The sequence below is a fragment of the Caenispirillum bisanense genome (assembly GCF_900230255.1).
GTDB classification, from domain to species: Bacteria; Pseudomonadota; Alphaproteobacteria; order Rhodospirillales; family Rhodospirillaceae; genus Caenispirillum; species Caenispirillum bisanense_A.
Map to the genome: position 1 here is coordinate 233,569 of NZ_OCNJ01000008.1, position 13,433 is coordinate 247,001.

General features: G+C 72.7%; 11 protein-coding genes. 5 read left to right on the forward strand and 6 right to left on the reverse strand.

The window, feature by feature from the left end; translation table 11 throughout:
* The first annotated feature begins 27 nt into the window (after nucleotides 1–27).
* On the forward strand, nucleotides 28–2,457 hold the full coding sequence (locus CRP50_RS18120; RefSeq protein WP_097280594.1) for a sensor histidine kinase: 2,430 nt from the start codon (nucleotides 28–30) through the stop codon (nucleotides 2,455–2,457).
* A gap of 50 nt (nucleotides 2,458–2,507) precedes the next feature.
* Here CRP50_RS18120 and CRP50_RS18125 read toward each other — a convergent pair whose 3' ends face one another.
* A complete protein-coding gene (locus tag CRP50_RS18125; protein WP_097280595.1) occupies nucleotides 2,508–5,090 on the reverse strand; it encodes an ATP-binding protein in 2,583 nt (860 codons plus the stop codon).
* A gap of 153 nt (nucleotides 5,091–5,243) precedes the next feature.
* Here CRP50_RS18125 and CRP50_RS18130 point away from each other — a divergent pair, with 153 nt between their 5' ends.
* The 3 genes from CRP50_RS18130 (at nucleotide 5,244) to CRP50_RS18140 (ending at nucleotide 7,947) form a co-directional block, all read left to right on the forward strand.
* Nucleotides 5,244–6,296, forward strand: coding sequence for a transporter substrate-binding domain-containing protein (locus CRP50_RS18130; protein ID WP_176525249.1), 1,053 nt, complete (start codon nucleotides 5,244–5,246; stop codon nucleotides 6,294–6,296).
* A 36-nt stretch (nucleotides 6,297–6,332) separates the two neighbouring features.
* A complete protein-coding gene (locus CRP50_RS18135) occupies nucleotides 6,333–7,385 on the forward strand; it encodes a transporter substrate-binding domain-containing protein (protein ID WP_097280597.1) in 1,053 nt (350 codons plus the stop codon).
* Between the two features lie 76 nt (nucleotides 7,386–7,461).
* Nucleotides 7,462–7,947, forward strand: coding sequence for a hypothetical protein (locus tag CRP50_RS18140; protein ID WP_097280668.1), 486 nt, complete (start codon nucleotides 7,462–7,464; stop codon nucleotides 7,945–7,947).
* 94 nt (nucleotides 7,948–8,041) lie between these two features.
* Here the strand turns inward: CRP50_RS18140 and CRP50_RS18145 are convergent, their stop codons facing one another.
* From CRP50_RS18145 to CRP50_RS18155, 3 genes are all read right to left on the reverse strand, one after another.
* Nucleotides 8,042–8,275, reverse strand: coding sequence for a DUF1150 family protein (locus CRP50_RS18145; protein ID WP_097280598.1), 234 nt, complete (start codon nucleotides 8,273–8,275; stop codon nucleotides 8,042–8,044).
* A 184-nt stretch (nucleotides 8,276–8,459) separates the two neighbouring features.
* Entirely contained in the window at nucleotides 8,460–8,939 is a 480-nt protein-coding gene (locus CRP50_RS18150) for an Hsp20 family protein (RefSeq protein WP_097280669.1), read from the reverse strand.
* Nucleotides 8,940–9,098: 159 nt separating this feature from the next.
* Nucleotides 9,099–9,851, reverse strand: a complete 753-nt coding sequence (locus CRP50_RS18155) for a tetratricopeptide repeat protein (RefSeq protein WP_097280599.1) — start codon at nucleotides 9,849–9,851, stop codon at nucleotides 9,099–9,101.
* Between the two features lie 83 nt (nucleotides 9,852–9,934).
* Here CRP50_RS18155 and CRP50_RS18160 point away from each other — a divergent pair, with 83 nt between their 5' ends.
* Nucleotides 9,935–10,813: an SDR family oxidoreductase gene (locus CRP50_RS18160; RefSeq protein WP_097280600.1), complete on the forward strand. Its 879-nt coding sequence runs from the start codon at nucleotides 9,935–9,937 to the stop codon at nucleotides 10,811–10,813.
* A gap of 292 nt (nucleotides 10,814–11,105) precedes the next feature.
* Here the strand turns inward: CRP50_RS18160 and phoU are convergent, their stop codons facing one another.
* Entirely contained in the window at nucleotides 11,106–11,837 is a 732-nt protein-coding gene (gene phoU / locus CRP50_RS18165) for a phosphate signaling complex protein PhoU (RefSeq protein ID WP_097280601.1), read from the reverse strand.
* 86 nt (nucleotides 11,838–11,923) lie between these two features.
* Nucleotides 11,924–13,432: an ATP-binding protein gene (locus CRP50_RS18170; protein ID WP_245913523.1), complete on the reverse strand. Its 1,509-nt coding sequence runs from the start codon at nucleotides 13,430–13,432 to the stop codon at nucleotides 11,924–11,926.
* Between the last annotated feature and the right edge of the window lies 1 nt (nucleotide 13,433).

Genomic DNA, 13,433 nt, shown 5'->3' on the forward strand with positions numbered 1-13,433 from the left:
CCGCCCGCACCAAAGCACCTCCCCCGCGTGACCCCCGACCTCCTGCCCGGCCTGCAGACGGCCGCCGTCGCCGCCATTGCGGCGGCGGGGCTGATGCTCGCCTTGTTGCTGCTGCAGATGCGCGCCCGCCGCGCCGCCGAGGACGAGGCGCGGCAATGGCGGGTGCGGGCGGAAGCGGTGGGCGAGGCGCTGGGGGCCGCCCCCGACGGCCATTACCTGTGGTACCACGGCGTCGAGGACGGCGGGTTGGGGCGGTGCTCGCGGCGGCTCGCGGTGCTGCTCGGCCTGTTCGACGGCACCGGGTCCGACTGGGACGGCGTGCTCGACGGCTTCGGCGATCAGGGCGGCGCCGAACTGGGCGGTGCCGTCGCCGTGCTGCGGGCGGAAGGCGAAGGCTTCGAGCTGGAACTGGAGCATGCCGCCACCGGCCGCCGCATCCTCGCCGTCGGCATCCGCGCCGTGCGCGACGACGGCGAGCCGCTGGCCGACCTGGTGTGGATGCGCGACGTCACCGAGGGCACCATCGCCGTCGAGGGCCTGACCCGCGAGACCACCCACCTGGGGGCGGAACGCGACATCCTGCGCGCCGCCCTCGACGGCCTAGACTGCCCGGTGTGGCTGCGCGACGAGAACCTGTCGCTCATCTACGCCAACCGCGCCTATCAGCTGGCGGTGGATGCCGAGGAACCGGGCCAGGCCGTCGCCGAAGGGCGCGAGCTGGCCTCCACCACCACCGCCCGCCGCCTGCGGGCGCTCGCCGCCGCCGCCCGCGCCGCCGGCGAGATGCGCCAGGACGCCGTGCCCATCGTGGTGCGCGGCAACCGCCGCCTCATGGAGGTGACGGAAATGCCCATCCACCTGCCGGCCCGCTCCCGCCACGAGCTGCCGCGGCTGGTCACCGCCGGCATCGCCTACGACGTCACCAGCCGCGAGGATCTCGCCAAGCGCCTGGCGCGCGAGGACGCCGCCCACGCCGAGGTGCTGGAGCGCCTGTCCACCGCCATCGCCATCTTCGACGGCGACGCCCGCCTGCGCTTCTTCAACGTCGCTTTCGCCGAACTGTGGCGGCTCGATCCCGAATGGCTGGCGCAGGGGCCGCGCTACGGCGAGTTCCTCGAGGAACTGCGGGCCAACCGCCAGCTGCCCGAGGTCGCCGACTACCCCGCCTACAAGGAAGGGGAACTGGCCCGCTTCGCCCGCCAGCTCGGCCCGACGGAAGATCTGCTGCACCTGCCCGACGGCTCGACCCTGCGACGGGTCATCGCGCCGCACCCCATGGGCGGGCTGCTGTGCACCTTCGAGGACGTCACCGACCGCCTGGCGCTGGAACGCAGCTACAACACCCTCATCGCCGTCCACCGCGAGACGCTGGACCACCTGCGCGAGGCGGTGGCGGTGTTCGGCGACGACGGGCGCCTGCGCCTGTCCAACCCGGCCTTCGCCCGCATCTGGGGCGTGGCGCCGACCGATCTGGCGGCCAAGCCGCACGTGGTGGAACTGGTGGACGGCCTGCGCCCGCTGTTCGCCGACGACGGCGAGGCCGAACGCTTCCGCGCCGTGCTCGCCCTGCCCGCCGCCGCCACCGGCGAGCGCACCGCCCGCCGCGCCCGCCTGCGCCGCGCCGACGACTCGGTGCTGGAGGCGGTGACCGTGCCGCTGCCCGACGGCGGCGCGCTCGCCACCTTCGCCGACGTGACGGCCAGCGCCCAGGTGGAGCGCGCCCTGCGCGAGCGGGCCGAGGCGCTGACCGCCGCCGACCGCCTGAAGAGCCAGTTCCTCGCCAACGTGTCCTACGAGTTGCGCACGCCGCTCACCACCGTGTCGGGCTTCGCCGAGATCCTGGCCGACGGCTATTACGGCGACCTCAACAGCCGGCAGATGGAATACGCCCGCGCCATGGCGGAAACGGCGCAGTCGCTGGTCACTCTCATCGACGACATCACCGACCTCGCCTCCATCGAGGCGGGCGAGCTGGCGCTGGAACTGGACGCCTTCGACGTCGGCGCGGCGCTCGCCAGCGTGCTGGCGCTGACGCGCGAGAGCCTGCGCCGCAAGTCGGTGACCATGCACTTCGACTGCCCGCCCGACACCGGCTGGATGGTCGCCGACGAGAAGCGCGTCAAGCAGGTGCTCTATCACCTGTTGTCCAACGCCGTGCGCTTCACGCCCCAGGGCGGCAGCGTGACGCTGGCCGCCCAGCGCGACGGCGCCGACGTGGTCTTCACGGTGGCCGACACCGGCGCCGGCATCCCGCCCGCCGACCAGGACTTCATGTTCGACACTTTCGCCCGCGGCCCCGGCTCGCCGGGCCACGGCCTCGGCCTCGCGCTGGTGAAGAGCTTCGTGGAGCTGCATGGCGGGTCGGTGGAACTGGTCTCGGTACCCGGCGAGGGCACCACCGTCACCTGCCGCCTGCCGGCCGGCACCGGTCCCGGCGCCGCCGCGTCGGCGGCGTGAGCGGGAAGCCGGCGTCGTTTCGATGTCGTGACGAGCCGGCGCCGCCTGCCCTATTCCGCCGCCACCACCGCCTTCTGCGCCGGCGGCAGGGTGACGTGGAAGCTGGTGCCGATGCCGTCGGCGTGGGGCTCGGCCCAGATGCGGCCGCCGTGCAGTTCCGCCACCTTGCGGCAGACGGCGAGGCCGATGCCGGTGCCCTCGTAGCGGCTGCGCGGGTGCAGGCGCTGGAAGATCTTGAAGATGCGCTCCGTCTGGTCGGCCGGCACGCCGATGCCGTTGTCGCTGACGGTGACGCGGATGCGGTCGCCGTCGGGCCGGGCGGAGACGACGATGACCGGCGGCCGGTCGGGGTGGCGGTACTTCACCGCGTTGCCGATGAGGTTCTGCAGCAGGCGCACCATGTCGCTCGGGTCGGCGAAGACGGTCGGCAGGAGGCCGTCGGACGTCACCGTGGCGGCGGTCTCGGCCAGCGCCACCGACAGGTTGCGCAGGGCCGTCTCCAGCGGTTCGGCCAGCGGCACCGCCGCCGCCTGACGATCGGAGCGGCCGACGCGGGAATATTCGAGCAGGTCGAGGATCAGCCGGTCCATGCGGCGCGCGCCCTCGGTGGCGAAGTCCATGAACTCGCGCGCGTCGGGCGGCAGGGTGCTGGCGTAGCGCCGTTCCAGCAGGCCGAGGTAGCTGGTCACCATGCGCAGCGGCTCGCGCAGGTCGTGGGACGCGACGTAGGCGAAGTCTTCCAGCTCGGCGTTGGACTGTTCCAGCTCGCGCACCAGGGCGCGCAGGTGTTCCTGGTAGGTGCGCTGGGCGGTGACGTCGTGCGCCACGCCCTCGACGCCGACCACCCGGCCCGCCTCGTCCAGCACCGTCGCCTCCACCACGGAAATGGCGCGGCGGCTGCCGTCCTCGTGGATGTAGGCGCATTCGTACGAGCGGGTGAAGGGCACGCCGGCGTGCAGCTGGGCCTGGCGTTCCTTCCACCGTTCCAGCTCGTCGGGCGGCATGTAGCGGGTGTAGTCGGCCCGCAGGTCGTCGAGCGTATGGCCGAGCACGTCCTCGGCCGAGGGGCTCAGGTAGATGAAGCGGCCGTCCACGTCGTGGGCGAAGACGGCGTGGTTCTTCAGGTTCTCCACCAGGCCGCGGTACTTCTCCTCGCTTTCGCGCACGGCCTGTTCGGCCTGGCGGCGGGCGGCGATGTCGACCAGACCGAGCAGCAGCACCCCCTCGCCCTTGAACAGCGCCGGCGCGGCCGACAGCAGCACCCAGCCGCGGCGGCCGTCGGCGGTGCGCACCGCCACCTCGCGGTCGGTCACCGGGTCGGTGCCGGCGCCGGCGTCGGCCAGCCGCAGGCGGTCGGCGGGCTCGATGAGGAAGTCGTGGAGGTGCGCCGTCTCGGCCAGCCCGAGCAGCCCTTGCGCCCGCTCGTTGCGCTGGAGCACCAGCCCGTCGGACACCCGCGCCATGAGCAGCGGGAAGGGCGCGGTCAGCGCCAGCATGCGGAACAGCTGCTCGCTTTCCCGCAACTCGGCCTCGCGGGCGGCGATGACGTCGAGGAAGAAGCGCAGGTTGCGCCCCATGTCGCCGATCTCGTCGCCACCCTCCGTCGGAACCGGGTGGCTGCGGCCGGCGATGTGGGCGGCCATGGCCGATTGCAGGGCCCGCAGGCGCAGGATGACGCTTTCGCGCAGGTACAGGAAGGTCAGCAGCATGACCACGCCGGTGGCGGCCAGCACGGCGGCGAAGGTGATCTGCGAGCGGTCGAAGCGGTCGGCGGCGGCGTTGGCGGCATCGCGCGCCGCCTGTTCGCCGTCGAAGAACAATTGCGCCGAGGCGGCCCGCAGCAGGTCCGCCAGCGAGCGGTTGCGGCCGAGCATGCCGCGGATGGAGTCGTCGAGGGCCAGCAGCCGGCGGCGCAGCGGCAGCACGCCGGACACGGGATCCTCCGCCCACGACGCGAGCGTGCGGCGCACGTCGAGCGCGCCGGCGCGTTGTTCGGGCGGCAGGTCGGCCGCCACGGCGTCGATCGACTGCAAAGCCGCGGTCAGGCTGCGCACTTCGCGCTCGAACACCGCCGGATGCTGGGCGAGGGCGCTGGCCTGCAGCGCCTCCAGGGCGGTGCGGGCGCCGTCGTGCCACGCCAGGGCGCCGCCGTCCCCGTCGTGCAGGTCGGGGCGCGCGCGCAACACGTGGGTGGTGGTCTGCTCCAGCGCCCGGCGCAGGCGGTGGCGTTCCGCCACCTGGGCGTCCAGCTCGCCGAGCGTTTCGACGAATCCGTCCTTCAGGCGCCGGATGGTGGCGACGCTGTCGTCCGGTGTGCCACCGGCCGCCAGTTCCTCGGTCAGCCGGTCGAGGGTGCGCACGAGGTCGAGGATGCGCATCATCTCGGTCTCGCGGGCGCCGTTGGTGTCGGTCAGCACGAGCGCGGAGGCCTGCGCCGACAGCAGCGCCGCCTGGCGGTCCAGCTTGGCGGCGGCGAGGATGGCCGGCAGGCGGTCGCGGGCGAGCCCGCTCACCTGCCCTTGCAGGTCGCCGAAGGTCCGCAGCGCGAAAGCGCCCAGCATCACCGTCAGGCCGACGATGATCAGCAAGGCCGCCAAGACGCGGAACGCCACACCGATACGCCAGCGGCCCATGCCGCCCCCTTGTCCGCCCGCGGGCGACCAGCCGCCCCCGATATGTCCCCCTGCACGACCCGGCCGCCAGCACAGCCGTCGCGAAAACAGGCGACAGTATGTATCATCGGATAGCACAAGGGAATGCCGCGCGAGCGGAACCAAGGGGGCCGCATGACCGACCGATGGAAACACCTGTGCCGAGGCGCCGGCAGCCTGCTGGGGGCGGCCGCCGTCGTCGCGGGCCTGGCGGTACCGCCGGCGACCGCCGCCGACACGGTGGCGGCGGTGCGCGAACGCGGCGTTCTGGCGTGCGGCATCGGCGAGATCCGCGGCCTCGCCGAGCGCCGCGACGACGGCCGATTCGTCGGCTTCCGGGCCGACGTCTGCCGTGCCGTGGCGGCGGCGGTGCTGGGGGAGCCCGACGCGGTGGAGTTCGTGCCGCTGGTCGCCGGCGCCCGGTTCGAGGCCCTGGCGCGGAACGAGATCGACGTGCTCGTCGCCGGCGCCACCTGGACGCTGGCCCGCGACGCCGGCCTGCCGATCCAGTTCACCGGCGTCCACTTCTACGACGGCCAGGGCTTCGTCGCCCACCGCCGCAGCGGCTGGACCAGTCTCGACGACGTGACCGAGGCGCGCGTCTGCGTCGTCAGCGACACCACTTCGCTCGACAACCTGCGCACCTTCGCCCGCACCACCGGCCGCCGGCTGGAGCCGGTGGAACGGGTGACGCGCGAAGGGGCATGGGAAGCCTTCGTCACCAACGGCTGCGACCTGATGACCCAGGACATGACGGCCCTGGTCGCCGGCCTGCGGGCTCGCGCGGTCGACCTCGCCGACTACACGGTGCTGCCGGACCGTATCTCGCGCGAGCCGCTGTCGCCCGCCGTGCGCGACGGCGACAAGCGCTGGGCGGCGCTGGTGCGCTTCGTCGTCAACGCCCTGGTACTGGCGGAAGCGGTCGGGGTGACCCAGGCGGTGGCGGCCGATCCCGCTGCGGCGGCGCCCGACGATCCGGAGGCGCGCCGCCTGCTCGGACTGGAGCCTGGCCTGGGGGCGGACCTCGGCCTCGACGACCAGTGGGCGCGGCGGGCGTTGGCCGCCGTCGGCCACTACGGCGAGGTGTTCGAGCGCCATCTGGGCGCCGGATCGCCGCTCGGCCTGCCGCGCGGCGACAATGCCCTGTGGCGCGACGGCGGGCTGCTCTACCCGCTGCCCATGCGCTGAAGAAGAAAGCCGACGAAGAGAGAGAGGGGGATTCCGATGACGACGAAGACGAGGGGGAGGCTGCGGGCGCTGGCCCGGGCCGCAGTGCTGGGCGGTGCGTTGCTGGCGGGCGTCGCCGCGGCCACCGATGCGCGGGCGGACACGCTGGAGGCGGTGCGCGAGCGCGGCGTCCTGCTGTGCGGCGTCGGCGAGGAATCGGGCTTCGCCAAGCGCGGCCCCGACGGCCGCGTGACCGGATTGCGGGCCGACATGTGCCGCGCCATCGCGGCGGCGGCCATCGGCGACGGCGAGGCGGTGACCTTCGTGCCGCTGTTCTCCGCCGCCCGGTTCGACGCCCTGCGCGACGGCGAGATCGACGTGCTGGTGGGCGGTGCCACCTGGACGCTCGGGCGCGAGGCGACGCTCGGCATCCACTTCACCGGGGCGACCTTCTACGACGGCCAGGGCTTCATCGCCCACCGCGCCGCGGGCTTCCGCCGCCTCGCCGACGTGACGGAGGCGCGCGTCTGCGTCGTCGCCGAAACCACCAGCATCGAGAACCTGAAGGCGTGGATGCGCGCCAGCGGCAAGACGCTGACGCCGGTGGAACTGGTCACCTCCGACGGGTCGTGGAACACTTTCCTCGGCCATGGCTGCGAGATCATGACCAACGACATCGCCGGCATGGTCATGGCGCTGAGCGACCGCGCCCCCGACCCCGAGGCCTTCGTCGTCTTCCCCGACCTGATCTCGCGCGAGCCGCTGTCGCCGGCGGTGCGCAACGACGACCCGCGCTGGGAGACGCTGGTGCGCTTCGCCATGAACGCTCTGATTCTGGGCGAGGCCAAGGGGGTGACGCAGGCCATGGCCGCCGATCCCGCGGCGACCGTCGACGACCCGGAAACCCGCCACCTGCTCGGGCTCGAACCGGGCATCGGGGCGCCGCTCGGACTGGACGACGGCTGGGCGCGGCGCGCCATCGCCGTCGCCGGCAATTACGGCGAGATCTTCGACCGCAACCTGGGCGCCCAGTCGCGCTACCACATGGACCGCGGCCTCAACGCGCTGTGGACCGACGGCGGCCTGCTGTATCCCCTGCCGATCCGCTGACGGCGGCAGGAACCCTGGGCACACGGGGGCGTTCATGGGCCAGAACACCCCCGATCTGCCGCAGGAGACCCGCGCCATGATACCGGATACAGCCGCCCGCATCCGCGATCACTCCGCCGACAGCGCCAACGCGCGCATCGACGACGAGACCGAGCGCCGGGTGCTGACGGCGGCGCACCGGCTGCAGGAACTGCAGGGCCGCATGCACGACCTGGAAAGCCGCCTGCGCGACCTCGACGGCGAGTGGGACGTGGAGCGCACGCTCATGGCCAATGCCGCCACCCTGACGGTGATCGGCAGCCTGCTGACCGCCTTCGTCGACCGCCGCTTCGTGGTGATTCCGGCGGTGGTGTCGAGCTTCCTGCTGCAGCACGCCTTGCAGGGCTGGTGCCCGCCGTTGCCCCTCTTCCGCCGCCGCGGCGTCCGCTCGGCGCGCGAGATCGAGGAGGAACGGGTGGCCCTGAAGGCCCTGCGCGGCGACTTCGACGGCCTGCCCGGCACGCCGGCCACCGGCGGGCACGACCGCGGCCGCGCCGCCCTGGCGGCGGCCCGCCGCGCCTGACCCGGTTCATCGCCGACGAAAAAGGGGAGCCGCGGCGCGCGGCTCCCCTTTTCCTGCAAGGCGGGGCGGCGATGGTGCCGCAGCAGTGGCGGCGTCAGTGCACGCTCACCGGCTCCAGGTCGTTCTGGCGGATGGCGGCCCAGGCGAGATCGCGGCTCTGCGCGACGCCGAGCTGGGTGCCGTCGCCGGCGTGGATGGACCAGAAGACCTGCCCGTCGACGTCCATGTACTTGGCGTAGGCCAGGTCCTCGGCCCCCAGCGCGGCCAGTTCGGCGGGGCTGATGGTGGGGCGGGCGGTCTGCTCCAGGCTCTGAATCTTGTCGGTCATGGTGTCCCTCGCTCCGCGGTCGCCGACCCGCCCTACGCGGCATCGGAACGAACACGGTCATTGTGCTCTTATGATGTGAACGAAAGGTTTCCGCCCGCCGTTCGCGCGTTCTGCAGCGCGCGCAGGCCTGCCCGGTGGGAAATGCCCGGTCCGGGCGGCGGACCTCGCCGATCGGAGCGCGTCGTCAGTCGCGGCCGTCGGGCTTCATCTCGATGGTGCGGGCGGCCTTGCGGCCGTCGGCGCCGGCGCCTTTGGTCTCGATCTTGATCTGGCAGACCTTGGGTTCCGGCATGGGGCGTTCGAGGTCGATGTTGAGCAGCCCGTTGTCGAGCCACGCCCCCTTCACCACGATGCCTTCCGCCAGCACGAAGCTGCGCTGCCACTGCCGCGTCGCGATGCCGCGGTGGAGGAACACGCGGTCGGCGTCGTCGCGGGTCTGACGGCCGCGGATGACCAGCTGGTTGTCCTCGGTGGTGACGGCCAGGTCGTCGTCGGAGAAACCGGCGACCGCGAGCGTGATGCGCAGGCCGTTCTCGCCGATCTGTTCGATGTTGTACGGGGGGTAGCCCTCGGCCGAGCTTTTGGCGACGCGGTCGAGCACGCGCTCGAACTGGTCGAACCCGAGCAGCAGGGGGCTGTTGAAGACGGACAGGCGGGTCACGATCGCGTTCTCCTCATTCGCCTGAGCGAGCCCGGCGCGGGGCCCGTGCGGCACCCCGTTTCGGTCGTGGAGCGCCCGACCGCAGACGGCATCGGGCGCAGAGCATATTTCGGGAGAACCGCCCTGATCGTCAAGTGTGCTGCGGGCGGGGGTCCGTCGGCCTCAGCCGCCGATTTCCAGGCGGGCGATGTTGTCCTGCGCCTGCTGCGCCTCGGGGCTGTCGGGCGGGGCGACCGCCAGCAGCGCCTTCCACGCCGCCCGCGCCGCCGCGTCGTCGCCGCCGAGCCGGGCGAGGACGCCCTTCTCCAGCAGCGCCCCCAGGGCATCGGGGTCGAGCGCCAGGGCGCGGTCGACGTCGGCCCGGGCATCGGTCAGGCGGTCGAGGTAGCGGTAGGCGGTGGCGCGGTAGACCAGGGCGTCCACCCGGTTCGGGTCGAGCTCCAGCGCCCGCGTCAGGTCGGCGGCGGCCTCGGCGTAGTTCTTGGCCGAGCCCAGCGTGACGGCGCGGTCGACGAGCAGCACCGGGTCGTCGGGCGTCAGTTCGAGCGCGGTGGTCTGGGCGGCGTTGGCGCGTTCCAGGTTGCCGTCGAGCATCCAGGCCTGCGCCGCCTGCGCCAGCATGCCGGCCCGCACCTCGGGCGCGCGGGTGGAGGTGGTGGCGAGCATTTCCAGGCGCTCGGCCGCCTCCTTGTACTCTTCGAGGCCGATGAGGGCGACGGCGGCGCAGTGGCGGGCGGGCTCGCCGCCGGCGAGGCCGATCCACTGGCCGGCCTTCTCCCACGCCTCCTTGGGCTGTTCGGCGGCGAGGCGCATGCAGTCGCGGTACATCTGCGCCTCGGTCACCTGCTGGGCGGCGGCGGGCGAGGCGGCGGCCGGCAGCAGCAGGGCGGCGAGGGTGAGCGGCAGGATCTTCATGGGGTCGCACCGGGTCGGCTTGAGGGGCGGGCGTCGGGGCCCTACAGTCGGAGGCCAATGTGGCGAATTTGCAAGAGGATGTCATGACCGAACCCGGCCGCCTGTTCGTCTTCGGCCTCGGCTTCAGCGGCACGGTGCTGGCGCGCCGCTTTCTGGCCGCCGGCTGGCGTGTCGCCGGCACCAGCCGCTCGGCCGAAAAGCGCGACCGGCTGGCGGCGCAGGGCATCGAGGCCTACGCCTTCGACCGCGACCATCCCCTGCCGGCGGAGGCGCTGGCCGGGGCGACCCACGTGGTCGTCTCGGTGCCGCCCGACGAGGCGGGCGACCCGGTGGCGGCGGTGCACGGGGCGGACCTCGCCGCCCTGCCCTCCCTGCGCTGGCTCGGCTACCTGTCGACCACCGGCGTCTACGGCGACCGCCGGGGCGGCTGGGTGGACGAGACGACGCCCGTCGCCCCCGACGTCGGCCGCAGCGAGCGCCGCGTGCGGGCGGAGGAGGCGTGGCTCGCCCTGGCGCGCGACCACGGCCTGCCGGTGCACGTCTTCCGGCTGGCGGGCATCTACGGCCCGGGGCGCAGTGCCATCGACATGGTGCGGTCGGGCCGGGCGCGGCGGGTCATCAAGGAGAACCAGGTGTTCTGCCGCATCCACGTGGAGGACATCGCGACGGTGCTGCAGGCGAGCATGGCGCGGCCGCGTCCGGGCGCGATCTACAACGTCGCCGACGACGAACCAGCGGCGCCCGAGCTGCCCATCGAGGAAGCCGCCCGCCTGCTCGGCGTCGCCCCGCCGCCGGCGGTGCCCTTCGAACAGGCCGACCTGTCCCCCATGGCGGCGAGCTTCTACCGCGACAGCCGCCGGGTGCGAAACGACCGCATCAAGGACGAACTGGGCGTCCGCCTCGCCTACCCCACCTACCGCGAGGGGCTGCGGCAGGTGCTGGCGGCGGAAGGGGACGGCTGAGGGCCTTCACGGCCGCCGGGCGCCGGGCGTGACGCCGTGAACGGCCGGATCAAGTCCGGCCATGACAATTTTCTTCTGCTTATAAAACACTTGTCATGCGCGGGCTCGACCCGCGCATCCACGGCTCCCCTGCCGTTCATCGTGGAGGACGGCGCCCACGGCTGTCGGTCGTGACGCCGTGGATGGCCGGGTCGAGCCCGGCCATGACAATTTTCTTATGTTCATCAAGCACTCACCCCGCCCCGGCCCCCGAGTCGGGGGCCTTGGGCGCGTGGCGTCGCCGTCCCGCCTCTCAGCCGTCGAAGTGCTTCGGTTCGACGATGGTGAAGCTCGACGTGTCGTTCTTCGGGCGGTCGGTCTTCAGTGTCTTGCCGGTGACCAGGTAGTAGGTCATTTCCGCCAGGTTGGTGGCCTGGTCGCCGATGCGCTCCAGGTTCTTGGCGATGAACAGCAGATGGGTGCACGGCGTGATGTTGCGCGTGTCTTCCATCATGTAGGTCAGCAGCTCGCGGAACAGGCTGGAATAGAAGTCGTCCACCTCGCTGTCGCGGTTGCGCACGGCGATGGCGCGCTCCACGTCGCGGCGCAGGTAGGCGTCCACCGACTGCTTGAGCATGTCGAGCACCAGCCAGCCCATGCGCACCGCCGACTTGAGCGGCGGCACCGCCGGGCTTTCGTGCAGCACGTGGACGCGCTTGGCGCAGGAGGCGGCGTTGTCGCCGATGCGCTCCAGCGTCGCCGCCGCCTTCAGCGACTGGATGATGGCGCGGAGGTCGTCGGCCATGGGCTGGCGCAGGGCCAGCATGCGGATGGCGAATTCCTCGACGTCGGTGTGCACCACGTCGATCTGGTGGTCGTCTTCCACCACGCGCTTGGCCTTGGCCTCGTCGCCGTCCAGGATGGACTGCAGGGCGTCGGCCAGCTGCGTTTCCGCGAGGCCGCCCATGCGCGCGATCATCTCGTTGAGGTGCGTCAGCTCCTCGTCGAAGGAACGGACCGTATGGGGATCGCCGTAGCCGGCCATGTCTCGGACACTCCTGTGGATTGCGGGCACAGCGTGTGCGCCGTTTCCTGACAATTACCGCAATATGCCGGTCATGAAAGTTAAATTTACGAGGCGGTTCCGGGGCCGCCCGGCGCCTGCAACGGCAGGTGGACGGTGAAGGTGGAACCCTCGCCGACGGTCGAGTCGATGGTCAGCGCCCCGCGGTGGCGCGCCACGATGTGCTTGACGATGGCGAGCCCGAGCCCGGTGCCGCCGAGCTTGCGCGAGCGCGCCGTGTCGACGCGGTAGAACCGTTCCGTCAGGCGCGGCAGGTGCTCCTTGGCGATGCCCTCGCCGCGGTCGCGCACCGACACCCGCAGGCACGGGCCGCGGCTGGTGGCCGGCATGTTGGCCGGGCCGCGCGGCACCACCACGGCGGTGACGTCTACGGTGGTGTCCTCCCGCCCGTACTTGAGCGCGTTGGCGAGCAGGTTCTGGAACACCTGCGCCAGCTCGTCGCGCTCGCCGGGCACGGCGGGAATGGTGTCGGGAACGTGCAGCCGCACCGTCATGGCCTTCTTGTGGGCCTGCGGCTCCAGCCCTTCCACCGTCCGGGTGAGGATCTCGCGCACGTCGGCGGTGCCGGTGGGCGGCGTGTGCTCGTGCAGCTCGATGCGCGACAGGCTGAGCAGGTCCTCGATGAGGCGGCGCATGCGCTCGGCCTGGTCCTGCATGATGACGAGGAAGCGGTCGCGCGCCTCGGTGTCGTCGCGGGCCGGGCCGCGCAGGGTCTCGATGAAGCCGAGCAGGCTGGCGAGCGGCGTGCGCAGCTCGTGGCTGGCGTTGGCGACGAAGTCGGCGCGCATTTCCTCCATGCGCACCAGCGTCGTGATGTCGTTGAGCACCAGCAGCACGCGCGAGCCGTCCGCCGCCGGTGCCGGCAGCGGCTCCACCACCAGGGTGAAGGTGCGGCCCGAGGGGGCGGACTGGGTGAACTGCAGCTGCCGCCCGGCGCCGCCGGCCATGACCTCGCCCACCGCCTCCAGCACGTCGGGCGCGCGCAGCACCGTGGCCAGGTTGGTGTCGCGCGCCTCGCGCCCGGCGAAGCGGCGGGCGGCGTCGTTGGCCCAGGTGATGCGGCGGTCGGCGCCGACCATGAAGAGCGGTTGCGGCAGGCTGTCGAGCACCGCCTCGGTGGAACGCGCCGAGGCTTCCGCCTTCTGCCAGCGGCCGGCCCAGTGGCGGGCGAGCTGGCCGGCGGCGGCGGTGACGTCGCGCGCCGGTTCCGACCAGTGCAGGCGCGGGGCGGCCGGCGGGCTCGGCGTCGCCTCGGCCACCAGCCGGCGGATGTAGGAAACGGCGGTGTAGAAGTCGGTGGCGAACAGGCGCACCAGGAAGGCCGTGGCGGCGAAGATCAGCACGCCCCACAGCATGGCCGGCACGACGCGCAGCTGGCCGGCCAGCACCATGACGATGAAGGCGACGGCGGTCGGCGCGCAGACCAGCGCCGTCAGCCCGATCACCCGGGCGAACGGCGCCGGCGCCCGCCGGCCGGGCGGCGGGGCGGGGGTGTCGAAGCCTTCGGCCATCTCGTCCTCCACCGCCGCGGCGCCGCCGGCCATCGCTGCCGTCACG

What these genes read in the sequence shown, in the direction of transcription:
- CRP50_RS18125 (WP_097280595.1), bottom strand. Translation starts at nt 5,090, where the DNA reads ATGGGCCGCTGGCGTATCGGTGTGGCGTTCCGCGTCTTGGCGGCCTTG.
- CRP50_RS18130 (WP_176525249.1), top strand. Translation starts at nt 5,244, where the DNA reads ATGACCGACCGATGGAAACACCTGTGCCGAGGCGCCGGCAGCCTGCTG.
- CRP50_RS18135 (WP_097280597.1), top strand. Translation starts at nt 6,333, where the DNA reads ATGACGACGAAGACGAGGGGGAGGCTGCGGGCGCTGGCCCGGGCCGCA.
- CRP50_RS18140 (WP_097280668.1), top strand. Translation starts at nt 7,462, where the DNA reads ATGATACCGGATACAGCCGCCCGCATCCGCGATCACTCCGCCGACAGC.
- CRP50_RS18145 (WP_097280598.1), bottom strand. Translation starts at nt 8,275, where the DNA reads ATGACCGACAAGATTCAGAGCCTGGAGCAGACCGCCCGCCCCACCATC.
- CRP50_RS18155 (WP_097280599.1), bottom strand. Translation starts at nt 9,851, where the DNA reads ATGAAGATCCTGCCGCTCACCCTCGCCGCCCTGCTGCTGCCGGCCGCC.
- CRP50_RS18160 (WP_097280600.1), top strand. Translation starts at nt 9,935, where the DNA reads ATGACCGAACCCGGCCGCCTGTTCGTCTTCGGCCTCGGCTTCAGCGGC.
- phoU (WP_097280601.1), bottom strand. Translation starts at nt 11,837, where the DNA reads ATGGCCGGCTACGGCGATCCCCATACGGTCCGTTCCTTCGACGAGGAG.